Raw genomic sequence first — 24268 nt, 5'->3', positions numbered from 1 at the left:
TCATTAAAGCGCACAGGGCATGCGCTTTGCCAGCAGCGGATCACAATAGCCATTCGATCGGCAGACGCCATACCAGGCGCACTAACAGTCGCTGCAGCAGTCTGGTACGCGGCTCGTGCTTGTGCACGACCTCGTTTTGCGGGTCATCGGGATATTCTACCCAGTTGATACGCCCCCACTTATCCAGCCGCAGCGTCCATGCTCTGTCAGGAATACTGGCCATAAAACGCTGATGAATTTGCGTCGCCAGGCATTCGCTCTCGATCACCAGCCCCATCTCGGTATTCAGCATTGCCGAACGCGGGTCAAAATTAAACGAGCCGATAAAAAGCTGCTGATTATCCACGCTAAAGGTTTTGGCATGCAGACTGGCACCCGAGTTACCGGTTAAACCACGGTCGTGCGGGGCCTGACTCATCCCATCGTGCGGCTTTAATTCATACAGCGCAATGCCGTGACGCAGCAGTTTTTTCCGCCATTTGGCATAGCCGGCGTGAACCACCGAAACGTCATTGGCCGCCAGCGAGTTGGTCAGCACGGCGATTTTCACCCCGTTACGCACCAGCGACAGCAGCTGCGCCACTCCGGCGCGTGTCGGGACAAAATAGGCAGAGATAATATCAAACTGACGTTGTGGTTTGCCGATTGCTGACAGCATACGCTGCGGCAGAAGCGTACTGGTTCTGGCACGCCCCAGCCCTTTACGGGGATCGTCACTTAGCAGGCGGGTCCTGGCCCAGATAAACGGCAGCGAACGGTTTTCCAGCTGGCTGACGAATGGCGTCTCATCGATCCGGCGCAAGTAGCCCTGCACCTGGGGCGTGTTGCGCCAGCTTTGCGGCAGCGAGACGACAGAAGGTTCCCCCGCATCCTTGTCTACCACCCTGTTAAGTGGCGCAACGGCCTTACTCTGCCAGTAGCGGTCAAAATCCTGGGCCACTTCGTCCACCGCCGGCCCGACAGCCAGCACATCGAGATCGGTAAACAGAGGTTCTTCACCGGCAGCAAAGTATTCATCACCGATATTGCGACCGCCAACAATGGTTGCGGTATTATCGACGGTAAAACTTTTATTGTGCATGCGGCGGTTAAGGCGGGCAAAATCCGTGATATAGCCAATCGCCCGCAAGGTACGAAATGAGAAAGGATTGAATAAGCGCACGGCAATATTGGGATGACGGTTTAGCTCACTCAGGGTGTCATCCAGCCCACGAGTATTGTTGTCATCCAGCAGCAGCCGTACCTTCACCCCGCGCTGTGCTGCGTCCAGCACGGCGCTGAACAGTAATCGTCCTGACATGTCGTTTTGCCAGATGTAATACTGAATATCCAGTGACCGTTCAGCCATTGCAATCAACAGGTAACGGGCGGCAAAAGCATCAAGCCCCTCTGCCAGCGGAAAAATCCCGCTGTGTTCCGGGTGTTGCTGCGCCAGCGGAATAACGGCCTGCGCCAGCCGTGGGCGCACAGCCGCCGCCGGAGGCCCGGCATCGGGCGACTGTTGTAATTCGGTCATCGACGATCCTTGAATTGCTTTACGATTATCCGGTCATACAACGCCGGCAGCTTAAGATTATGCCCAGTTAATCAAACACCATCTGGCGTCGGCGGCGCGCATATCCACCCCGCCAGCATTTTATATCGCCATTGTGAGTGGTAACGCTTTCAGGTTTAGCAACAAGCGCTGCGGATCCCTGCTAAGCGATTCGCATCTGTGACCGGGCATCATGATACCCACAGGGTAATAACAAGGACAAAAGCGATCAGCGTGAAGGAGGTGATGGCAAAAACCATAATAGTAAAAGGCGCGTCTTCTAACGGTACCCGCTCTTTTTTGTCTGGCTGATTTTCAGAACTGTTTTTCATGTTCAACCACGGCATACCAGCAAAACATTCCTGTAAAGGGGCCGGTAAAAAAATGAAAGACGTCCGTTTCATAAGGTTAATAAGAAATCTTCATGCCAGCTTCATCGGGTTCAATCAGCATGAGTCTCTGTCGGTTAGTCATTATTGATGCCTGTAAGTAATGAAGGATAGCACAAAGCCCAAATTGGTAAGCGTAACAAATTGATTTCAGGACGTTACCAAAAGCATAAAATTCGCCGCCACAGGGTATTGTTAAGATAAATTCTGCCATTGATGCAAGATCAGCAGGCAAAGTTAATATTAATATTAATTAAATATTGATTACTGGCTGCAATCGAATTTTCAGCCAACAGGTGAAGAAAGCCGCTTTCTTGCTGTGCCGATGTGGCCGGGCCGCGCCAGATATTGAATAAAACCTGACTTAATCCGGGCAACAGGCCACGGCGCATTCTCGTTGCGGAACTCTCAATCTGCGCCATCAGTTTCTTGCATGGAAGATACGCCAGGTATTTATGGCAGCAAAAGCAAAGTTCTTTCATGGATCATTTCGTTGCCCATCCACGCCTCCGGCGCCTTGCAGGTAGCCACAATCCCGGCCTTAGCCGCGCTGTAGTTCACCTGCCCACGGTTGCGGGATCCTCCCGGGGTTTAATTTGCACCGGGTTTGAGGCCGACAGATCAGGGCTGCCAGCCCCCGCCAAGGGCACGGTAAAGATCGATCTGCGCCAGCAGCAGGTTGTTTTTCGCCCGCACTACGCTGAGCTGGGTAGTGAACAGCGTTCGCTGGGCGTCCAGCTCATCAAGGTAAGATGCGTAGCCGTTCTGATAGCGTTTTCTGGCAATACGCAGCGCCTCCTGAGCCACCTGCTGCTGGATCAGCAATTCATCCTGCTGCTGCTGGTAGCGGGTGATGGCATCAAGGTCATTGTTCACTTCACTGAACGCAGCGCGCACCACTTTTTCATAGTTGTACAACGCCTGATTGCGTGTTGCCATCGACACATCAACCTGCGCCGTCAGCGCTTCACGATTAAGCAGTGGGGCAAGTATGCTGCCGCCAACGCTCCACAACCGGAAGGGATTATCAATTAGCTGATGCAGTACCGAGCTTTGCAACGTGCCGCTTGCGGTCAGGTTCAGCGACGGCAGCAGGCTGGCGCGCGCGGATTGCAGCGACGCATCCGCCGCCAAAAGCTGACGTTCGGCCTGAACGATATCTGGCCGGCGCTGAAGCAGGCGGGACGGCATCACGGTTGGCATGGTCTGCGCCACAGGATGCTCAAACTGATGCTGACGCGCGATCTGCCGTGGGTTCATGCCCACCAGAATACTCAGAGCATTCTCCTGTTCCGCTATCTGATGCTGCAACAGTGGGATCTGCGCCTTCGCCGTCTGATATTCGGACTGCGACTGGAGCCACTCCAGCCTGGAGCTATAACCCGTCTCAAACTGACGTTGCGCCAGCTTCAGCGAATCGTTGCGCGATGCCAGCGTGGCTTCGGTCACGCGCAGCTGTTCATCCAGTGAAGCCAGCGTCATGTAGCCTGAGGCCACCGAACTGGCGATGGTCAACCCGGCGGCGGCGGCGGCGGCCTGCTGCGCGGCCAGAGTCGCTTTGGCCGCATCAATGCTGCTGCTGCGCTCGCCCCATAAGTCGACGTTATAGTTGGCCTGCAACAACCCCTGAACAACCGAATATGGATACGGTTGACCGGTCACCGCCGAGATTGCCCGCGCACGGCTGCCAGCCATGCCTGCATCCAGCGTCGGGAAGTTATCCCCTTCTGCGCCACGCAGTTGAGCACGATACTGATCGACTCGCGAGCGGGCAATCAGGATGTCCGGGTTATGGCGCAGCGCCTGCTCCACCAGCTGATTCAGCACAGGATCGTGAAAGGCGTGCCACCAGCCGGCCTCGACGGCCGCGCCCGGCCCCACCTGATTACGCCACTGCGTGGGGATCGGCAACGACGATGGCGCACGCTCCACGTGAGTAGCACAACCCGTCAGTGCAGCCGCCAGCGTTATCACTCTGAGCGCCTTGGCTGCGAGCCTCATTTGTTCTCTCCATCCTGCGCGCCTGCAGTATTGATAGTGACTTCCACCGACATGCCAGGGCGCAGATGGGCAGCGTTATCACTGGTGATCTTAATGCGCACCGGGATGCGTTGGGCGATTTTGACGAAGTTACCGGTAGCGTTATCCGGCGAAATGGCGCTGAATTCTGAGCCAGCGGCGGGTGAAATATACTCCACTTCCCCGTTAAAACTTTCGCCATCCAGCGCATCAACGGTAAAAATCACCGGCAAGCCGGGGCGGATGCGCGCCATTTGCGTCTCTTTCATATTGGCAATCAGCCACATTTGCTGCGGAACCAGCGAAGTCAGGCGGGTGCCGGCCGTCACATATGCGCCCTGGCGCACCGCAATCTGGCCCAGCTGCCCGTCGCGTGGTGCAATAATCCGGGTGTTATCAAGATCGATCTGTGCCAGCTCCAGCGCCGCCCGGGCATTGGCGACATCCGCTTCCAGCGAGGCGCGGTTGACGATGGTGGTTTGCAGATCCTGGCGCGACACTTCTAACGTCGCCTGCGCCTGCTGTACGCCCGCCAGCATCTGGCTGTTGCTGGCGCGTGAGGCATCACGCTCACGCACGGATATTGAGCCATCGGCGACCAGATCCTCAACGCGTTTCAAATCCAGCCCGCCCTTCACCGCCTGTGCTTTTGCATTTTGCAACGCGGCTTGGTTACGCTCGATCACCGCTTCGGCACTGCGCCGCTGTTGTTGATTATTGGCCAGCGCGGCTTTTTTCATATTCAGCTGTGCGCCGGACTGGTGCACGCGTTGGCGATAAATGCGGTCATCTATGGTCATTAACAGATCGCCGCGATGCACCGGCTGAAAATCCAGCACTTCCACCGCAGTGATGTAACCACTGACCTGTGGGCTGATAAAGGTCACCTGACCACGTACGTAGGCGTTTTCGGTTGACTGATTGTGGCTGGTGAACGGCGGCAGCTGCCAGGCATAGAGGATCACCAGTACACCAACCAGCGCGAAGCCGGATCCCAGTGCTATGGAGATGATCCGCAGCTTATTATTTCGCTGACGTTCAGCGAGTTGCTGTTCCTGTTGACTCATTATTTCTCCATGTTCATGTGTTGCATGGCCCGCTGTTCCGATTCCGCTTCGCGTTTGGCCTGCTGCCAGTTGAGGTAGCGCAGTCGCGACAAGCGCCACAGCACCCACAATAAAGTGACTCCCGCCAGCGCGGCAGTCAAAATATACACGTCGTTATAGCCCAGTACGTTTGCCTGAAGCGTCGCCACCGTTTGTAGCTGCGTGGTGCTTTGTGCACTGAGCAGGATATTATCGCCTGTCTGGCTGGCAAACAGATTGTTGTAATGCATCAGACGGTTGGTGACGTTCGGATCGAGCAACGATAGCCTGTCGCCCAACATGCTGGAGTGATACTTTTCGCGCCATGTCTGAAAAGTGCCGAGCAGGGCCGAACCCATCAGCCCGCCCAGGCTCTGGCTCATGCCGAACAACACCACAAAGCTGACCAGGTTTTTCGGCTGGGTAACCACGCTGCTGATGCCCAGCAGCAAGGCCGGAGCGATAAAGAATGAGGAGCTAAAACCTAGCAGGAACTGGCTGAAGTACATATTGTTGGCCCGGGTCAACGGGCTGGACTGAGCATCCATCAGTGAGGCCACCATCACGATAACCAGCGACAGCATAATTGGCCAGCTGAGATGTTTGGGGTTAATCGTCAACGCACTGCAGATAATCCCCGCAGCAACACCTGCAAGAATAGCCAGCGCCAGGCCCTGCATCTGGTCGTTCTGCATCCCAATCTGTTGCAGGTAACCAATTGCGCCGGTATTTTGCTCTGCAAGCATCATGCGCAGCAGGATCATTACGATACCCAGGCGGAATATTGCTCCGCTACCCAGCCAGCGCGTATTAATTAACGGGTTGCTGCGATTGTGTTCTACCAATACCGCTGCCGTCACCAACACCAGCCCCAGCGCCAGGCAAATACCCAGCCACGGCGTGCTGGTCCACCACTCAATACGCCCCAGCGACAACACGCCACAGAACAGCGCCATGCCAGGTGCCATCAAAAAGAAGGTGAGGAAGTCTTTTTTCTCAAATACTTTGCTGCGTTCACCGGGGGGCAGCTTGATAATCAGCACCGCGCCCAACGTCATCAACGCCAGCCCCAGCTCAAACAGATACAGGCCCCGCCACTGTTCCAGCTGTAACAGTTCGGTGGAAAACAGGCGCGCCAGCGGGATTGCCAGCTGGGAAGCTCCTAAACCTATCGCCAGCGCCTTTAGTCGATGTCTGGCCGGCCACGCCTGCACCTGATAATAGATGCCAAGCGAACTGAGCGCAGCTCCCACCATACCGTGAGCCGCGCGGACAATAATTGCTGAACTGAGATCGTTAACCAGCAGATGGAAAAATGCCACCAGCACATAGAGCACCAGAAAAGCTTCGGTGAAAATGCGCAGACCGTACTGCTGGCGAAATTTAACCAACAGCAGGTTAATTGAGATATTGCCCATCACATATACGGCCGGAAGCCAGGCAATTTCATTGTTGTAAGCCGCAAAAACGCCCTGCAAATTGGTGAGATTAGCGGTCACCAGCGCATTGCTGAGCGCGCCGGTGATGCAAATCAGCAGGCCAATAATGCCAAAGGCAATGCGCTTGTGGGCCGGATGCTGCGGTGTGGAAGGTGAACCGGGCAACAGGGGTTTTTCGCCGGGTGCCCATTCACGCTGCGCATAAGGGTTTTGTTGCTTACCCGACACGTTATTTCGCCTCGGTGGCCGTCAACAGTTGCTGCAAAACACGTTGTGTGGTTGCCAGCTCATCAGGATTGAGGCCAGATAGCAGTTCATTACGCAACACATCGGCTTCCGTTTTTAAACGCTCGTTCAACAGCTGCCCTTTCGGCGTCACGTGCAGCAACCGTTTACGGCGGTCCTCTGCCGGCTGAACGCGCTCTACCAGCTGCTGTTTGACCAGGCGGTCGATCAACGGTACCACGCTGGCATCTTCAAGCCCCAGCGCCTGCGCCAGCTCTTTCTGATTCATCGGCTGCTGCTGAACGGCAATGGTCGCCACCGCCATCCAGCTGCTCATACTAAGTCCATTATCCTTCATCCGGCGATCTATCGCCTGACGCCAGGCATTGGCAGTGAGGTGCAGCAGCCGCGAGAAGTTGAGTTCATGAGAGTTCAAATTATGTGATGCCTGATTATTATGGGTCTATCTAAGTTCACCAGGCCATGTTAAACCTGCCCGGACAAACTATGGAAACGAGTCTGCCCTGAGTTTAGATAATAGTTAACTAATCTGCCAGGGAGTTCCCCAGGCAGATCAGGTCAGATTGGGCAACGATCGTCCGCTTTAACTGCAAGCGGACTCACCCTATGCCATGAGGGGTAGATTTATTTGTTTTTCAACCATGCCTCACAATGATTGAAACAGATGGCGAAACCCTGTTCTATTTTTTCAGCGATAGTTGCTTCAGTCGTAGGAACAGACATCACTTCGGATGACTTTTTTGCTTGCTGTCTGGGTTGTGAATGGCCCGGATTACTCATTTTCAGGTTGGACATGCCGGGACTGCTACTGGCGGCGGGTTGCCTCTGGCAACGTTTGGTCACTGAGGAGAGGGTTGGCAACAGTAAGGCTGTGCTGCTTTTCGCTGAACAGCTCTTGGCACGACTTATCAAACTATACAGCGCTAACTTGTGTATGCCTTTTTCCATTGCAACCTCATCACAGATTTGTTTTTCCGTTTTCCCATTCAAATTCGCTTGCCCAGCCACCCTTTCTGCCACTATAGCAGCAAGTTCCCTCCTTTCCTTGAGCCCCTTCAAGTCTTTGATCGTCTTTAAAAACTTTGAGTACTTTGAGCCAGCTTTATAATAACTAGCTGATCCTTTAACCCAATTCCAGATTGTCGAATAAGGAATGTCATATTTTCTTGCCAGTCCTGTAACAGACTCGGTTAACGACTCATCTTTGATCCGAATGACAAAATCTTTGGTATATCGTCGATTACAACCTGTTTGATGATGAAGTTCTCCACCCGTTGTTTCATGCCGGGCCGGAAGATATGAGGATAAAGAGACTTTATGTGGTGATAAGGGATCCAGGTGCAACCTATTCTGCTGTCGCAAGGTTATCGGGACTGAACAGGCATTTTTTTTGGTAAGGTCCACAACAGTATCTTGAGCAGAATTGACACTTTTTATCTTTTTCACCACGTTAAGAAGCGGGACCTTAAACGTGTGGTTATGGTGCCCGCCATGATATATTCCTGGCACATCGCTTTTATTGTCTATCCTGGTCATACAAACTCCGGATTACTATCAATGATAACCGGAAGATATAATGTGTAATATCAAGAGCTGTATATCAAAAAACACTTATTTACCTTTAGTCTGTAATGGGTATTGCAGCATTTAAAATTTATCGGAAATCATCGATTTTCAGGACTGCCCCATCCCGACAGAAGCGCTGCTAATCGTCACTGCCCTGCTGGCTGCCTTAATCTGCGTGCATGATAACCTTCTTTGTGGATTTACCTCGCCACACAGCCATCATCCGTGTTCAGGTAACAGAACTGGCGTCATTAATCAGCCCACCGCGGTACTCGTGAAGAGATTGATAACCATTGTCAGGGACAGAAAATGGCTGAAGGATCGCCGCCCCAGGGCGTAAGAGGTGAAGCGGATTAGCAAATCACAGGCACAAAAAAACCGCCCTCACAGGCGGTTACAACATTGCTTTAACTTCTTGTTTTTATTCTTGCTTCTGAAGATGGTGCCCGGGGCGGGACTTGAACCCGCACAGCCATAAGCCGAGGGATTTTAAATCCCTTGTGTCTACCGATTTCACCACCCGGGCCAGGGTGTAAAGTGGAGGCGCGTCCCGGAGTCGAACCGAGGTAGACGGATTTGCAATCCGTAGCATGGCCACTCTGCCAACGCGCCTTAAGTCTTGCTTTCACAAAATACTGCTTCTTGTAAAACCTGATGGGACCGAGAAGATAAACCGGGCAAATCTGGAGCGGGAAACGAGACTCGAACTCGCGACCCCGACCTTGGCAAGGTCGTGCTCTACCAACTGAGCTATTCCCGCCTGGCCCGTTCCGCTTGATGCTTCGCTAGCAGAACTTGCTGATTTGCTTTATCTTCTGGCAGATATTGCTGCCCTTCGATGCGCTGCATTCTACTGACTTGGTGAAATGAGTCAATCAAATTATCCTCACAATGCATCCGTTTGCTGCTTTTTAAATCGCTTCGATCAGTGTTCGAACAGATCGCCGCGTGCAGCGTTCAAATATTGAAACATTGACCAGAATGTCAGCACCGCGGCAATATACAGCGCCACCACCCCTCCCCCTTCGACAATACTGTTCGGACGCCACAGCAACGCGAATAGCGCCAGCATCTGCGCCGTGGTTTTCACTTTACCAATCCACGATACCGCCACGCTGCTGCGCTTACCGATTTCTGCCATCCACTCGCGTAATGCAGAGATAATGATCTCGCGGGCAATCATGGTTGCTGCTGGCAAAGTGATCCACCAGGAGTGAAAATGTTCGGCGACCAATACCAGCGCCATTGCCACCATCACTTTGTCGGCTACCGGATCAAGAAAGGCGCCAAATCGAGTCGTCTGTTTCCAGCGGCGGGCAAGAAAGCCATCTAACCAGTCGGTGATTGCGGCAAAAATGAAAATTAACGCGCAAACTAGCGGAGCCCATTGAAATGGCAGATAGAAAGCCAGCACAAAGAATGGGATTAATACTACGCGAAACAAGGTGAGCAAGGTCGGAATATTAAGTGGCATAGTTATGCTAACTGTCTGGGCAAAGTCCAATTAGACCCTATGTTCCTATATTGCTAAAGGTGTTGCAATGCTTAGTGTTTCAGCGCATGAAAGATTTTCTCGGCCAGCGCGTGTGAAATCCCCGGTACGCCGGCAATCTCCTCCATCGAGGCATTGATGAGCGGCTGCAGGCCGCCCATATATTTTAGTAGCATTTGGCGGCGCTTTGGCCCAATACCTTCGATAGTCTCCAAAGCGCTGGTATTTTTCACTTTGGCGCGCTTGTTACGGTGCCCCGTGATGGCATGATTGTGGGAATCATCCCGGATATGCTGTATGACATGCAACGCCGGGGAATCCGGCGGCAGAGAAAAGCCTTCCCCCTCCGGCTCCAGAAAAAGCGTTTCAAGTCCGGCTTTACGATCGCTGCCTTTTGCCACACCCAGCAACAGCGGATGTGATTTGTCCCAGACGACATCAAGTTGCGCAAAGACCTCTTTGGCCTGTGCCAGCTGCCCCTTTCCGCCATCAATGACGATCACATCCGGGATTTTACTCTGTTCAATAGCTTTACTGTAACGACGACGCAGTACCTGATCCATCGCGGCATAATCATCGCCAGGCGTGATACCGCTGATATTGTAGCGGCGATATTCACTGCGTACCGGCCCATTCGCGTCAAAAACCACGCACGAAGCAACGGTTTGTTCACCCATCGTATGACTGATATCAAAACACTCCATACGGCGGATGGCCGGCAATTTCAGCGTTTGCGCCAGCTCTGCCAAACGCTGGTGGATTGTTGAGTGCTGCGCCAGGCGGGAGATCAAAGCGGTAGCCGCGTTGGTGCGCGCCAGCTTCAGGTAACGAGCACGGTCGCCGCGCGGCTTGCTCTGAATAGTGACTCGCCGCCCTGCCAGCTCCGACAGGGAGGCCGCAAGCAACTCTTTTTCCGGTAACGTGAAGTCAATCAGGATATCAGCAGGCAGGGTTCGAGCCTCGCTACCCTGCAGATAAAACTGGCCAACAAAGGTTTGCACGACCTCGGACAGCTCGGTGCCGCCAGGTACTTTGGGAAAATAGCTGCGGCTGCCAAGCACCTTTCCCTGACGGATAAACAGCACATGCAGACAGGCCATACCGGAATCGTAAGAGACGCCGATGACATCCATATCATCACCCTGATTGGAAACAAACTGTTTTTCCGTAACCCGGCGTACTGCCTGGATTTGATCGCGCAGACGTCCAGCCTCTTCGAAGCGCAAGTCGCGGCTAGCCTGTTCCATTCTCATTACCAGCTGGTTGAGCACCTGGTCGTCCTTGCCGGCGAGAAATAAGCGAACGTAGTCGATCTGACGGGCATATTCATCTTCAGTGACCAGTCCTGCAACACATGGCCCGAGACAGCGTCCAATCTGATACTGCAAGCAAGGTCGCGAGCGATTACGGTAAACACTGTTTTCGCACTGGCGAACCGGGAAAATTTTTTGCAATAGCGACAGGGTTTCACGTACCGCATAGCCATTGGGGAAAGGGCCGAAGTATTCGCCTTTGGCATGTTTAGCACCGCGATGGCTGGCAAGACGTGGATGATGGTCGGCGCTGAGAAAAATATAGGGATAGGACTTATCGTCGCGCAACAGCACGTTATAACGAGGCTGATAGAGCTTAATATAATTGTGTTCCAGCAGCAGCGCTTCGGTTTCCGTGTGGGTTACCGTCACGTCTATCTGCTCGATCAATCCCACCAGCGCTTCGGTCTTACGGCTGGCGAGGTTGCCACGAAAATAGCTGGCAAGCCGTTTTTTAAGATCTTTCGCTTTACCAACATAGATTACCGTTCCCCCCGCATCGTACATTCGATAGACGCCCGGTTGGCTGGTGACCGTTTTAAGGAAAGATTTTGAATCAAACACATTACTCACTACTGATTAATGACTCCGCACTGAACAGACCATGTCGAATGGCCAGATGCGTCAACTCTACGTCACCGCTGATGCTGAGTTTGCTGAACATGCGGTAGCGATAGCTGTTGACGGTTTTAGGGCTCAAATTAAGCTGTTCGGAAATTTCCGTCACCTTCTGGCCTTTGGTAATCATCAGCATAATCTGCAATTCACGTTCCGACAAACAGCAAAACGGAGATTCTGACTTTTGCGGCTCAAGCTGGCTCAACGCCATCTGCTGAGCGATATCAGAAGCAATGTAGCGCTGGCCTGAATGAACCGAACGGATTGCGCTGACCACTTCCTGCGGTGCAGCACCTTTGCTCAGATACCCGGAAGCTCCCGCCTGCATCACTTTAGCGGGTAGCGGGTTTTCAGTATGGATGGTCAACATGATGATTTTACAATCTGGCGCGTAACGAATAATTTTTCGTGTCGCTTCAAGACCACCAATACCCGGCATATTCATGTCCATCAGTACCACATCAGTACGGTGGGTGCGGCACCACTTGACTGCATCTTCGCCACAGTTAGCTTCACCGACCACTTGAATACCTTTGATATCTTCCAGGATGCGTCGAATACCTGCGCGCACCAGCTCATGGTCATCAACAAGAAAAACGCTAATCAAACGAAGCTCCCTAAATAGCTAAGGCAGGTAACTATTGTGACAGTGGCAGGTCGGTTATCTTACTCCTTTTTCCCTGCTGTTAGAACAGAAATAACGTAGCAGTCGGAACAACTGCAAATAACGGGTAATATTAAATCGATCGGGAATAAGGCCACCAGCCAGCAGATTAACATTTTAACGATAAGTTTTAATATTGAGAAGTTACATATAATTGATGAGGGATTTCTTCAAATAAACTATATATAACAATGCATTAAATTGCAGCAAGCTTATTATACTTAGCTGATGGTTTTGTCTATCGCCCATTATGCTGCCATAACAGGCTTCATCTCAACCTATTTTCTGCCTGAAAAGCGTGAACTCAGACGTACAGCATTCAACTTATACTTTGATTCCTTGGCGCTACTATATGATATACTTTCAGCAACTTTAGTGGCTGCCACAGGCGTTGGCGACACGGTTTTATGACTAACGGGAGAGATTATGAGTCAGATTGACTTTTCAACCAGCGAAGAAGCCCAGGAGTTGGCTAATGAAGTGACCTGCATGAAAGCGCTGGTCACGCTGATGCTTAAAGCAATGGGTCAGGCGGATGCCGGTAAAGTTATCATTAAAATGGAACGCTGCATCGCTGATTTAGAAGACCCGCAGCAGGCAAAAGTCTTCAGTAATACCGTCAATCAAATCAAACAAGCCTTTCGCAAGTAAAAACCATCAGCATTCTGCTGCTGGCAGAGAGAAATTGCCCATTGCTTTTTCAACGGTTTTATCACACTTTAAAGTTTTAGCTGGTTGAACAGAGCAATGGGATTACTTTTCAAAGCAGTTTTAGGGGCGGCAGTAGTGGTGTTGATAGCCATTCTGTCGAAAACGCGTCACTACTACCTTGCCGGGTTGATACCGCTTTTCCCTACCTTCGCCCTGCTGGCGCATTTCATTGTTGCCAGTGAGCGCGGAACTGAAGCGCTGCGTACCACCATCATTTTCGGTATGTGGGCAATACTGCCTTATTTTTTTATCTGCTGTCACTTTGGTACTTTTCTACACTGATGCGGCTGCCAGCAGCGCTGCTGGCAGCGGTTTCATGTTGGGGGTTAGCAGCATGGGTTCTGGTGGTGCTGTGGTCAAAATGGTAGGCGTTTAATCTTTATGGCGTCCACGCAGCCCAAAATTGGCGGAGACGCCGAATGTGGGTAGCACCTCTTCAGGACTGAAGCGCCGAGCGCCACAGAATTTTGCCGCAAGAAAGGGCTGGTTAACCGGTATTTTTATCGCAAACGGATTATCTTCGGACTGAACAACCTCCGGCATCAGAGATTGATAATTGATTTGATGTTGGTCAAACATCTTTTCCAGCATCGGCGTTGCAGCACTATACAGAAAATGTATTCCTGATTGTTCAGCCAGCTGTGTCGCATGCCACAGAATATTTAACGGCAATTCAGCATCAATTTCCAGCCGGGCAGACAAGCGCGACATTTCCCAAACGGTGTCATTTTCAGCCGTACCAGGTGTAACCCCTGCTTTCAAGCCGCTGCTGCCGGCCAACAGGCGGGCATAACCACAAATGCCATACTGCGCAGTCCAGGCGATCAGACAGATTACATCTGAACAATCGTAACGATCGTACTCCTGCCCGGGTGAGCTCAGACGTGATGGAATAGCCCATCCTTCGCTTTTGACAAACACGTTGTAGCGATAACTCCCTAACTCTGCCAGTAAAGAGGATGGCATATCCCTGAGCTTGGTCTGAATGATTTTCATTTTGATCCCCGGTCGCATTCCCTTGGGAGCGCCTTTCCTGACGGTTTGAGCAGCTGTATGACTTTGGGCGCAGGTTAGACAACCACCTTGCAATAGGAAACTACCAAAATTGGTAGTTATGACATTTTCAGATTAAACCGATTGCTGCTGCATAGGAGGCAATTTGAGTTTTGTTAGGCGCATTAAACCTTTTCTGCATCTTTTTCTGGTGGAAGTTAACGGTGTTTTGCGAGATAGAGAGGATCAATGATATTTCAGCCGATGTTTTTCCCTCGGCGGTCCATTTGAGTATTTCTAATTCTCGTTCGCTGAAATCCAGTTTAGTCGTCGCCATGGAAATATCATTAATATTAATCAGGGCAGCCATCGATAATTCCAATACATACTGTATTTTAAGCTCCGTCTCCGTCGTTAACTTTATGAGTTTTTGCGAGTTTGCTGTTGACATCGATAAGATACCCACGGATCTATTGCTGGCCATTACAGAGCAAGAAAGGCCATGAAAAATACCGTAATTTCTGGCATGTTCAAAAACGCATAAACCAGCGCTTATTGTTTTATCGTCCCAAAGCCATATTTTTCCTGGCGAGCTGCACATTTCCAGCACGGGATCAAGCTGATAGAAACCTTCTCGCCAATAATGATCAAGCCAGTCTTGTGGATAATTACTATAGAGAAAGGTCTTCGGCCGGGTAAATGGCACAGGATGCCGAATAAAAAGTGAGTAAAAATCGAGTTCCAGTGCTCTCAACTGTTGCTCAATTAGCCGTGTAATGTGATCAATGCCACTGCCTTTTTCATAGGCTGATTTGATATCTGCTCGCCAAATGAAATAGTTTTCAGATGTCATCAATGCCTCAGAGGAGGAAGGCCGACACCTTCATCCAAATTATTGTTATGTAGACCGAAAGTAGCAAAAAGAACTCAATCGAGCCTTCTTATCACCAGAATTAAGCTTCAGGAACCGGGCCATGTCACATGATTGGTTGATACCAGGCGGAAAATGCGCTGATAAACGAATAACGTCAGTAATTATTTTTGTCCTGCACCGTACGACCTGTGCACGCCCGGTAAGCATAGGATTTTTACTATAAACATTCAATAATTTTGACCAGCTGGTGACTCTTTTTGCCTGCTGTAAGTTTAGCGGAATCGACAGCATTACTACAGCTTCACAAGCAGGTTTACGCCAACATCAGCAACAAAAAGTTCAGTTGAAGGTTACTTTTATTCAAATTTTGTCACCGTTTGGCTTAGGGATGATGGATCAGGCGTATCGCACAGGTTTCCTGACGATTGCCAATGAACGTTGCTCTCAGGAGTCATCTTTTCTTTTGTCACCCGGCGCCCGGTACCGCTTTGGCACGATCCGGTGGCGCGTTTTTAACCAGCCAATACGCCCTGTTAACAGTTTAGCCTCAATTTTGCTTTATAGCGGGAAGTTTTGCGTTAAGCTCTTGAACGCACAACGCTGACATCTTCTGATACGTTAAAAGCCAACAGAGCTTTATTTTCAATAAAACTGGACAGGAAACCCCAATGGTTGATCAAATAAAAGAGCCTATCTCCTGTGTAGAAGCACCCGACACGCTCCGGCGCAATCTGCACAATCGTCATATCCAGCTAATCGCCATCGGTGGCGCAATTGGCACTGGCCTGTTTATGGGTTCTGGCAAAACCATCAGCCTTGCCGGGCCGTCGATCATATTTGTTTACATGATCATCGGCTTTATGCTGTTCTTTGTCATGCGGGCAATGGGTGAACTGCTGCTATCCAATCTTGAGTACAAGTCCTTTAGCGACTTTGCCGCCGATCTGCTGGGGCCGTGGGCTGGTTACTTCACTGGCTGGACCTACTGGTTCTGCTGGGTGGTTACCGGTATTGCCGATGTTGTTGCCATCAGTTCCTATTTTCAACTCTGGTTGCCCAATTTCTCCATATGGATGAGCGCCCTTCTCTGCATTTTCGTGTTCTTGTCTCTGAACATAGCCACAGTAAAGCTGTTTGGCGAAATGGAGTTCTGGTTTGCAATCATTAAAATTGTCGCCATTGTGGCGCTGATCGTCTGTGGCATCGTGCTGGTGGCATTGCACTACCCTTCCCCGGGCGGCAGCCACGCTGCACTGAGCAATATCTGGGATCATGGTGGTTTGTTCCCTAAAGGCTTGAGTGGATTTTTTGCTGGTTTCCAGATTGCGGTATTCGCCTTTGTTGGCATCGAACTGGTTGGCACGGCGGCAGCGGAAACTCATAACCCAAAAACCGTGCTGCCGCGTGCGATTAATGCTATCCCATTGCGCATTATCATGTTCTATGTTCTGGCGCTAATAGTGATTATGGCCGTCACTCCATGGGATCACGTGGTAGCCGATCGCAGCCCGTTTGTAGAAATGTTTGTGCTGATTGGCTTGCCGGCAGCCGCTAGCATTGTCAACTTCGTGGTGCTGACGTCCGCAGCCTCGTCGGCAAATAGCGGCATCTTCTCTACCAGCCGTATGCTTTACGGCCTGTCACAGCAGGGTGTGGCACATCGCAGTTTTGGTATCCTTTCGAGTCGCGCAGCACCTACCATCGGTCTGCTTTTCTCCTGCCTGTGTCTGCTGGGAGGTGTCGCGCTAATTTATCTGATCCCGAACGTCATGACGGTGTTTACGCTGGTCACCACCGTATCAGCCATTTTGTTTATGTTTGTCTGGACCATTATCCTTTGCTCATATCTGGCATATCGCAAGAAGCATCCGCAGCTTCACGCTAAGTCGGATTATAAAATGCCGCTGGGTAAATTTATGTGCTGGGTATGCCTGGCATTCTTTGCCTTTGTATTGGTTCTGCTGACGCTGGAAGACGATACTCGCCACGCGCTGATGGTAACGCCACTGTGGTTTGTGATGCTGGCAGTGGGTTGGTTCTTGCGCAAGCGTAAAGCGGGGTAACCTGACAACGGACCAGCGCCAGGCAAAAGGCGGTAAAACCAAAAACCGCCTTATGCCACAGACGTCCATAGCTTTAAAATCGTGACCACAATTTATCCAGCGCCTTTCTTAACGGCAGGCGCTCAAAACCCACCCGCTCAGGTATTGCCGGAGTATCATCCAGCGGTTCGGGACCGAGATCGAAGGAAAATGGGTAGGCCGCTTCCTCCCCTATTCGCAAATCGGTGATTTCAACCCGGTTATTCACCCTTTTTATCGCAAAGAAACCACGGCTAAACCACGCTACGCGTTGTACGTACTGATTAGCACTGTACTGTTGATATAACTCCCATCCTCTGGCATGCGTACGTAATACCAGCGGCTTTAACGGGTTGAGTAATGAATAGAATCCTTCGAGATAGCTTTCAGGTGTCATCACCACAATGCGCCATTGCAGCGTGTTAAACGCGGTTGGGGTAACCAGTAATTGTCGTACGTCTCCATGATGCAGCAGCAGCTGGCGATGTGCGACCTGGATGACCCACGTTTGCGCCGCCATACTCCAGGCAAGGTACAGACAACTAAAAATCAGGCCAAATGAGTTACAGCGCCATCCGCTTCTGTTGCGCCATAACAGCGCGGCAACCAGGCCGACCAACAGCGGCAGAGTGTACAGCGGGTCTGTAACAGACATACAGCCAATGGCAAATGGGCGATCGGTAAAAGGAAGCGCCAGCTGCGTACCATATACCGTGGTGAGATCAAGCAAAGGATGGGTCATCAGCGCCAGCCAAACGGCTGTCCACCAGCGGGCGAACTCCGGTGGCTGACGGAATATGCGCCAGAGCAAACATGCCAGCAAAGGTGATATCAGTGTCAGCCAAAGCAGGGAATGGCTATCAGTCCGGTGCTGAGTCATATTGCGAATGGCATCACCCCGGTCGATAAACATGTCCAGATCGGGTAGCGTACCGCACACCACGCCAACTAATGCCGCCTGCCACACCTGCATCCTGCGCCCTAACAGGGCGACAGTGACTGCTGCGCCCAGTATTAACTGTGAAACGAAATCCATTGTCGCTCCCGGGAATCGGTCTGTTTAGCGTACGCGTATGCCCTCAACCACCATGCGCTGGACGTTTTCCACCGTCTGATTAAAGAAGTGTTCGTCCATAAGGGTCTGCCCGGTTATTGCCTGTACCTGGGTGGCAAAATCCGCATAGTGCTGGGTGGTGGCCCACAGCATAAAGATCAGATGTTGTGGCTGCACCGCCGACAGTTCGCCCTGTAACATCCAGGCTTCTATAACCGCTGTTTTTTCCTCCACAAGATCACGCAGTCCACCTGCCAGCTCTGCTTTTAACAGCGGCGCACCCTGCAGCATTTCCAGACAGAACAGCCTGGATGCCTGCGGATAGTCTCGCGATACTTCTAGCTTAAGGCGGATATAGTTGCGAATAGCATCAAGCGGCGGCTGGTCGGGGCGCAGCGCGCGCAGCGGGGTGAGCCAGACATCGAGCAAATCTTTCAAAACCGCAATATAGAGTTCTTCTTTTGACGGGAAATAATAGAGAAGATTAGTTTTTGAGACACCTGCGCGTTCAGCTACCTTATCCAGGGTAGTGCCATGAATGCCATACTGTGAGAAAAATTCCAGCGCGGCCGCCAGTATCGCCGAACGTTTCGCGGCTACCGCGCGCGAACGGCGCGTAGAGGCTTTTGCAGGTAAATGATTGACAGAATTCACCTTGACTCCATAATTCATCTGCGGTTGAGGGGTAACAGCCAATCGCACCAGACATACCCGTACACTTTATCTGCGCTACGCCACCCGTTAATTAAGCAGGCGCCACTGGCCGTAGTTCTGTTCGGGAGCAATAACGTAGATATTGATTTCCAAAACTCACAATCGGCTGTTTTATAATACTCTTTTTACAGTGGTATAGTCTTCGCGATTATATTATTTATATGAATAATAGCGTCATCAGGATATAGCTGAATCCTCAACGGCAGCGAAATTCGTTTTTTCACTTACCCAGAGGGCGTGATAATAAGAGTGGGCGGTACAGGTCGTTCAGCAATAATGGCTAATTAATCTCTGATAATGCCCTGCACCAGCCAGTGAGCCAAAACAGGCCTTAAATCCTGTGAATAACACATCATACTGAAAGCCACTCTTGCCGCGCTGGTGCTTAAGAAGCGGAAGCCCCCAACTTATCCTTATTTTTACGCTTGATTTTTAGTTCACCCACGAGCACTCCCAGTACGATCAGAGCGCCTCCCAGCAGAGCAATTCCCGGCAGTCGCTCCCCGGCTATGCGTCCAACTATCCCTGCCCAGACAGGCTCGCCGGCATAAATCACCGTAGCGCGCGTGGGCGAAACGCTGCACTGCGCCCAGTTCATCGTTACCTGGATCAGTGCGCTGGCAATACCCAGCCCGACGGCGCTGTACAGCAGATCAGGACTGAAAGGCGGCACCGATTCGCCGTTGGGCGCCATGACGATAAATCCGAATAATGAAGCCATCGCCAGCTGGATAATCGTCACACGCTGCACGTTGACCTTACCTGCACAGGCAGCAATCAGTATGATCTCTGCCGCGATCGCCAGGGTGCTGAGCAAAGTGGCCATCTCACCCTGGCTAAACGACATCGACCCGCTCCCCGGGCTTGCCACCAGCAGCAGGCCACAAAAAGCCATTGATACACCAATCCATGACATCAGGCCCGGCATACGCCCCAGAAAGATCCATTGCAACAGCGGCACCAATGGCACATAAAGCGCAGTAATAAACGCCGATTTACTGCCGGAAATAGTTTGCATGCCATAAGCCTGCAGACCATAGCCACCGCCGATTGCCAGCCCTATTAATGTACCCGCTTTGATTTCTTGCCAGGTGATCCCACGCAGAACCCGCCATGATATCAGCGCCAAAAGAACTGCCGCTGTCGCAAAGCGCACCCCGATAAACCAGAATGGCCCGCTAACGGTCATAGCATGATTAACGACCAGGAAAGTACCGCCCCAAAGCACAGTAATGAGGATTAACACCATTTCTTGCGGATTCACGACAAATTTATATCGCGATAAAAAAGTTAACATCGGCGTACTCTTAAAAAAATTTGGCGTAAGTTTGCGTGATTAATGCCGCTGGGGCAAGAACGAGAGGTGCTGCCCTGTTGCCCGATCTGAATCAATATTGAGTGATGGGGCGGACAGCGAGAGCCGCACGGCGGCGGCTTCCACGCGCTGAGTTGACCGCCTGCTGTTAAGCGCAATGTCTTTGAAGGCGTGGCGCGTGTCGGCAACATTTTGCCTCTGCTAAAGCGCGGGTTGGAATCGATCCTTAGCGGCTGTTTATCGCAACGTGCGGTAATTATTTCGTTTGAGCAAATATCCAGCGGCTGGCGGGCAGACCGCGCGCTATCTTCTATACTGAAAAGTCAGGTTCAAAACGGATAACATCAACTACCGGAGACCGTTATGGCAACGCAACAATCTAAAGCTCATCGCGTTGGGGAATGGGCAAACGTGCGCAGTACCTCAACAGAAATTGCCGAAGCGATTTTTGAAGTCGCTAATTACGATGAAAAGCTTGCTGAGAGTATCTGGGAACAACAGGGTAGTGATGAAGTCCTGTTACGTGCTTTTGATAAAACCGACCGGGACGTGCTGACCTGGGACAATAAAGTGGTTGAACGCAAAAACGTCTGACTCCTCGCCGGGCGTAGAGATCCGCCCGTCGCTCCCACCTTCAGATCGGTGCGATAAACAGTCCTGCTGCCGATCTGTCTGATACGTTAAATCCCCTCTTTTTTACTGATAGCCAGAATCAGGCTAATGACTCATCAAGGAGTGCGTTATGTCTTCTCAGACAATCAACCCCGCCAATAATAAGCTACTCAAATCCTGGCCAGAACACAGTGAAAGTCAGGTCGAACAGGCATTGGCCACGGCTGATGCGTTATACCATTCAAACTGGTCAAAAGGTGCTATTCAGCCCCGCATGCAGGTGCTGAAAAAAATGGCCGACCTGATAGACGGCCGTGTTGAAGAGCTGGCGAAGGTTGCCAGCGTGGAAATGGGTAAACTGATTGCGCAAAGCCGAAGTGAAGTCGGGCTTTGTGCGCAAATCGCGCGTTACTATGCCGAGAATGCCGAGCGTTTCCTTGCCCCAACCCGTTATCCCAGCGAGCTGGGTGAAGCCTGGGTTGAGCATCATCCGATAGGCGTGCTGGTTGCCGTGGAGCCCTGGAACTTTCCGTATTATCAGCTGATGCGCGTACTGGCCCCCAACCTTGCGGCCGGTAACCCGGTCCTGGTAAAACATGCCAGCAATGTTCCCCACTGCGCCACCTTGTTTGAGCAACTGGTCACTGAGGCCGGCGCCCCACAAGGCACCTGGACAAACCTGTTTGTGAGTAGCGAACAGATCTCAACTCTTATCGCCGATGATCGTGTCCAGGGCGCGGCTTTGACCGGTTCCGAGCCTGCAGGTAGCGCCGTTGCGCAGCAAGCCGGCAAATATCTGAAGAAAACGACCCTTGAGCTGGGCGGCAACGATGTTTTTGTGGTGCTGGATGACGCTGACCTGGATAAAGCCGTTGCGGCGGGCGCTGAAGCGCGTCTGAGTAACTGCGGACAAGTTTGTACCGCAGCTAAACGCTTTCTGGTGCATGAAAAGGTTGCCGATCAATTCCTCAAGAAATTCACCGCTGCTTTTGAGGCGGTAAAGATCGGCGACCCGCTTGATGAATCCACCACGCTTGGCCCCCTCTCTTCCGCCGAGGCACGCGAGGGGCTGGATAAGCAGGTACAGCAGGCCATTGCTAAAGGTGCAAAACGGGTGCTGGGCGGTGCCCCGGTTGCTGGAGAAGGGTGTTTTTATCAGCCAACCATCCTCACCGACATCAAGCGCAGCAATCCGGCCTATTTCGAAGAGTTCTTTGGCCCGGTAGCTCAGGTTTATGTCGTAAAAGATGATGATGAAGTCGTGCAGCTGGCCAATGATTCTCATTATGGTTTAGGCGGTTCTGTGTTTACCCGAGACATTGCGCGTGGTAAGGCGCTGGCATCACGAATTGAAACCGGCATGGTCTACATCAATTCTGCCACTAATACTTCGGCTGAACTGCCGTTTGGCGGGGTTAAGCGTTCCGGTTTTGGTCGCGAGCTATCTGACCTGGGGATCAAGGAGTTTGTTAACCAGAAACTGGTGGTGGTAAGTAAGGACTGAACGACCCGGGCGCCGCGCGTAACGGCGCGCCCGGGTAACGGTTTATCTCAGGCTTCAAGTCGGGGCGGGTCGTGCGCAGTCTCGCCCCCTTATACTGGTCACTGTGCCGACGTCGCCGCGCTGACATCGGCTGCGCTGTCTGCCTGCTGCTTCTCCGCTTTCCCTTTATCAGCTTCGGCTTTATCTTGTGCAGCCCGCCCTGGCAATGCCGTCCCGGCAGCGGCTTTTTCGAGAGCGGCTTTCTCTGCGGCAGTCTTTTCTGCTTCGGCTTTATCTTGCGGCCGCTGTCTTGGCACTACCGTCCCTGCTGCGGCTCTTTCCAGTGCGGTTTTCGCGGCGGCAGCTTTGTCTGTAGCGGCTTTCTCTACAGCGGCTTTATCAGCAGCCGCTTTTTCGGCCGCGGCTTTCTCTAAAGCGGCTTTATCAGCAGCCGCTTTTTCGGCCGCGGCTTTCTCTGCAGCGGCTTTATCAGCTGCCTCCTTTTCTGCGGTAGCCTTCTCTGCGGCAGCCTGGGCTTCAGCAGCGTTTTCTGCAGCGGCTTTATCGGCAATGGCTTTCTCAGTGGCGACTCTGTCTTCAGCAGCCTTTGCAGCCAGCGCTTTATTGACCGCTGTGTCACTATCGGCTGAATTGGTATCATGGCCAGATGCAGCAGGTTCTGCACGCGCAGATTCAGACACCTGAAGCGGCGTTCCCTGCAATGACTCATTGAGCACCCGAGTGAACCGCTCCCACGAGCAGAAACCGTTGGCATCGGTCGGGCAACCCGCCATATGCAGCGTGACGCGCTGCGGCGGATTACTCAGGGATAGCGGCTGTTCATCGCGCAGTTGCCAGGAGGTTTGATATACATATTCCACTTTGACCAGTTCCCGGTCATTTTTCTTGTCATGCCAACGCTGGAACTGCACCATACCGCCAATTGGCGTCTGCTCATTCTGTCCTGGCAGCTTGTAAGGTTTAAAATCTAACGCACCAAGCAGTGAGGCGATATTCGAATCATGGCCAACCATCAGCGTCACTTTTGGCGCAGTTGCTTTATCCTGGTCGACCAGAACGCTGCGGATGTAATCCACTAGCGGAGCAGCAACTTCACGCGCCACCACGGGCGAAGCGAACAGCGTATCCTGATAGCCATTTTTGATCGCCGCCAGCTCTTGCCACTGGTCGGGCGTTTTGACCAGTCCCCAGGCGACCTGCTCCACCGGCAAGCCTTGGTAATATTGCAGGGTGAATGCGTCCACCAGCGCATTTCCCACCTTCAGAGGGCCTGAAACGCCGGGTTCTTTGCCATTATCTGCCGTGAAGATATTTTGATTGTCACTTGTCAGGTCACACGACTTTTTACCGCTACACGCCGGGGAGTTTTTATAGTTGATGATTTTCTCCAGGCGCTGAAAGGCGGGCTTAAGCGCCAGTTTTTCGCTCTTGCTGTTGATAGCGGTCAACGCCTGTTTGTTGAACTCTTCGCTGCCGTTAGTGATCGCCGGACTGAATATCGGGTCCATGCTACCCATGGCGTCCTGATGCGAAACGGAAATATCGCATCCCGGGAAAGCGCCGGTGATAAAGAACTGTGCGGTAGCAACGGTGCGCTGCAGGCTGTTGGCATAGGCGTGGATGGCGTCAGAACCTGGGCATTCACCCTGTTTCGTTAACCCCTGCTGCTCCAGCCACTCGCGGGTATAACGCCCCATATAGACTTCCAGCACGCCGCCCTTGGTGGTCAGCTGCCCTCCTGGTACATCCCATTTTGGCCAGGCTTTTTGAGTCGCCTGATCCAGCAAGCTGCCATTATCCGCTAATGGCGCTCGCAGATTGTGGCGGCTCATCATCAGCACTTGTTCCAGCTGATAATCACTTTCCGCTGCACGGGCAGAAATGCCTGAAAATGCAGAGAAAACTGCCAACGCGCAAAGACTGAACTTTTTAATCATGTGTGTGTGTTCCATTGATGCGAAGGAAAGAATCTGCTGGCCAGCAAAGCTTGACGCCCGGACAGCCACCCGCAGCTTAATGCCGACCGGGGTTAGCCGCCTCTCCAG

At 52.0% G+C, this 24268-nt stretch carries 21 protein-coding genes, 3 tRNA genes and 1 pseudogene; 5 read left to right on the top strand and 20 right to left on the bottom strand.

What is annotated here, in order from left to right:
* Window positions 1-40: 40 nt before the first annotated feature.
* From JGC47_RS07005 to uvrY, 14 genes are all read right to left on the bottom strand, one after another.
* The gene (locus JGC47_RS07005) at window positions 41-1516 is read right to left on the bottom strand and encodes a phospholipase D family protein (protein WP_004157040.1); all 1476 of its coding nucleotides are present in this window, start codon (window positions 1514-1516) and stop codon (window positions 41-43) included.
* Window positions 1517-1725: 209 nt separating this feature from the next.
* A complete protein-coding gene (locus JGC47_RS07000) occupies window positions 1726-1881 on the bottom strand; it encodes a hypothetical protein (RefSeq protein WP_004169437.1) in 156 nt (51 codons plus the stop codon).
* A gap of 266 nt (window positions 1882-2147) precedes the next feature.
* Entirely contained in the window at window positions 2148-2345 is a 198-nt protein-coding gene (locus JGC47_RS06995) for a hypothetical protein (RefSeq protein WP_168394756.1), read from the bottom strand.
* A 199-nt stretch (window positions 2346-2544) separates the two neighbouring features.
* Window positions 2545-3924 (bottom strand): efflux transporter outer membrane subunit, encoded by a 1380-nt coding sequence (locus JGC47_RS06990; protein ID WP_004157034.1) that lies wholly within the window; start codon window positions 3922-3924, stop codon window positions 2545-2547.
* Window positions 3921-5009 carry an HlyD family secretion protein gene (locus JGC47_RS06985; protein WP_013035981.1) on the bottom strand — a complete coding sequence of 363 codons (1089 nt, stop codon included), beginning with the start codon at window positions 5007-5009 and terminating at the stop codon, window positions 3921-3923. Before JGC47_RS06985 ends, JGC47_RS06990 begins: the two co-directional genes overlap by 4 nt.
* The gene (locus JGC47_RS06980) at window positions 5009-6694 is read right to left on the bottom strand and encodes an MFS transporter (protein ID WP_004157033.1); all 1686 of its coding nucleotides are present in this window, start codon (window positions 6692-6694) and stop codon (window positions 5009-5011) included. Before JGC47_RS06980 ends, JGC47_RS06985 begins: the two co-directional genes overlap by 1 nt.
* A gap of 1 nt (window position 6695) precedes the next feature.
* The gene (locus JGC47_RS06975) at window positions 6696-7127 is read right to left on the bottom strand and encodes a MarR family winged helix-turn-helix transcriptional regulator (protein WP_004157031.1); all 432 of its coding nucleotides are present in this window, start codon (window positions 7125-7127) and stop codon (window positions 6696-6698) included.
* Window positions 7128-7336: 209 nt separating this feature from the next.
* Window positions 7337-8248, bottom strand: coding sequence for a helix-turn-helix domain-containing protein (locus tag JGC47_RS06970; RefSeq protein ID WP_004157030.1), 912 nt, complete (start codon window positions 8246-8248; stop codon window positions 7337-7339).
* A 470-nt stretch (window positions 8249-8718) separates the two neighbouring features.
* Window positions 8719-8804: transfer RNA gene (locus tag JGC47_RS06965), tRNA-Leu, on the bottom strand.
* Window positions 8805-8816: 12 nt separating this feature from the next.
* Window positions 8817-8890, bottom strand: a tRNA-Cys gene (locus JGC47_RS06960).
* Between the two features lie 72 nt (window positions 8891-8962).
* Window positions 8963-9038, bottom strand: a tRNA-Gly gene (locus JGC47_RS06955).
* A 165-nt stretch (window positions 9039-9203) separates the two neighbouring features.
* Window positions 9204-9752, bottom strand: coding sequence for a CDP-diacylglycerol--glycerol-3-phosphate 3-phosphatidyltransferase (gene pgsA / locus JGC47_RS06950; RefSeq protein ID WP_004157029.1), 549 nt, complete (start codon window positions 9750-9752; stop codon window positions 9204-9206).
* 71 nt (window positions 9753-9823) lie between these two features.
* Window positions 9824-11656, bottom strand: a complete 1833-nt coding sequence (uvrC, locus tag JGC47_RS06945; protein ID WP_033477570.1) for an excinuclease ABC subunit UvrC — start codon at window positions 11654-11656, stop codon at window positions 9824-9826.
* Window positions 11649-12308: a UvrY/SirA/GacA family response regulator transcription factor gene (gene uvrY / locus JGC47_RS06940; protein WP_004157026.1), complete on the bottom strand. Its 660-nt coding sequence runs from the start codon at window positions 12306-12308 to the stop codon at window positions 11649-11651. Before uvrY ends, uvrC begins: the two co-directional genes overlap by 8 nt.
* A 483-nt stretch (window positions 12309-12791) precedes the next feature.
* On the opposite strand from uvrY, the gene JGC47_RS06935 reads away from it, so the two are divergent.
* Entirely contained in the window at window positions 12792-13016 is a 225-nt protein-coding gene (locus tag JGC47_RS06935) for a DUF2594 family protein (protein WP_004157024.1), read from the top strand.
* 96 nt (window positions 13017-13112) lie between these two features.
* A pseudogene (locus JGC47_RS06930) lies at window positions 13113-13444 on the top strand (GlpM family protein).
* Window positions 13445-13448: 4 nt separating this feature from the next.
* On the opposite strand, the gene JGC47_RS06925 reads toward JGC47_RS06930, so the two are convergent.
* Both JGC47_RS06925 and JGC47_RS06920 read right to left on the bottom strand, forming a co-directional pair.
* Window positions 13449-14072, bottom strand: coding sequence for a hypothetical protein (locus JGC47_RS06925; protein WP_004157021.1), 624 nt, complete (start codon window positions 14070-14072; stop codon window positions 13449-13451).
* Window positions 14073-14199: 127 nt separating this feature from the next.
* The gene (locus tag JGC47_RS06920) at window positions 14200-14922 is read right to left on the bottom strand and encodes an autoinducer binding domain-containing protein (protein WP_004157020.1); all 723 of its coding nucleotides are present in this window, start codon (window positions 14920-14922) and stop codon (window positions 14200-14202) included.
* Window positions 14923-15611: 689 nt separating this feature from the next.
* On the opposite strand from JGC47_RS06920, the gene cycA reads away from it, so the two are divergent.
* A complete protein-coding gene (gene cycA, locus JGC47_RS06915; RefSeq protein ID WP_004157019.1) occupies window positions 15612-17006 on the top strand; it encodes a D-serine/D-alanine/glycine transporter in 1395 nt (464 codons plus the stop codon).
* 73 nt (window positions 17007-17079) lie between these two features.
* Here cycA and JGC47_RS06910 read toward each other — a convergent pair whose 3' ends face one another.
* From JGC47_RS06910 to JGC47_RS06900, 3 genes are all read right to left on the bottom strand, one after another.
* On the bottom strand, window positions 17080-18060 hold the full coding sequence (locus JGC47_RS06910; protein WP_004157016.1) for a metal-dependent hydrolase: 981 nt from the start codon (window positions 18058-18060) through the stop codon (window positions 17080-17082).
* Window positions 18061-18084: 24 nt separating this feature from the next.
* A complete protein-coding gene (gene rutR, locus JGC47_RS06905; RefSeq protein ID WP_033477104.1) occupies window positions 18085-18750 on the bottom strand; it encodes an HTH-type transcriptional regulator RutR in 666 nt (221 codons plus the stop codon).
* Window positions 18751-19177: 427 nt separating this feature from the next.
* Window positions 19178-20089, bottom strand: a complete 912-nt coding sequence (locus JGC47_RS06900; RefSeq protein ID WP_004157014.1) for a DMT family transporter — start codon at window positions 20087-20089, stop codon at window positions 19178-19180.
* 381 nt (window positions 20090-20470) lie between these two features.
* On the opposite strand from JGC47_RS06900, the gene JGC47_RS06895 reads away from it, so the two are divergent.
* Window positions 20471-20701: a YccJ family protein gene (locus JGC47_RS06895; protein ID WP_004157012.1), complete on the top strand. Its 231-nt coding sequence runs from the start codon at window positions 20471-20473 to the stop codon at window positions 20699-20701.
* A gap of 148 nt (window positions 20702-20849) precedes the next feature.
* Entirely contained in the window at window positions 20850-22223 is a 1374-nt protein-coding gene (locus tag JGC47_RS06890; RefSeq protein ID WP_004157010.1) for an NAD-dependent succinate-semialdehyde dehydrogenase, read from the top strand.
* 98 nt (window positions 22224-22321) lie between these two features.
* Here the strand turns inward: JGC47_RS06890 and agp are convergent, their stop codons facing one another.
* Entirely contained in the window at window positions 22322-24160 is a 1839-nt protein-coding gene (agp, locus tag JGC47_RS06885) for a bifunctional glucose-1-phosphatase/inositol phosphatase (RefSeq protein WP_013035978.1), read from the bottom strand.
* Between the last annotated feature and the right edge of the window lie 108 nt (window positions 24161-24268).

Source organism: Erwinia amylovora, assembly GCF_017161565.1.
GTDB lineage: Bacteria > Pseudomonadota > Gammaproteobacteria > Enterobacterales > Enterobacteriaceae > Erwinia > Erwinia amylovora.
This window is presented reverse-complemented; position numbering and strand designations above follow the sequence as displayed.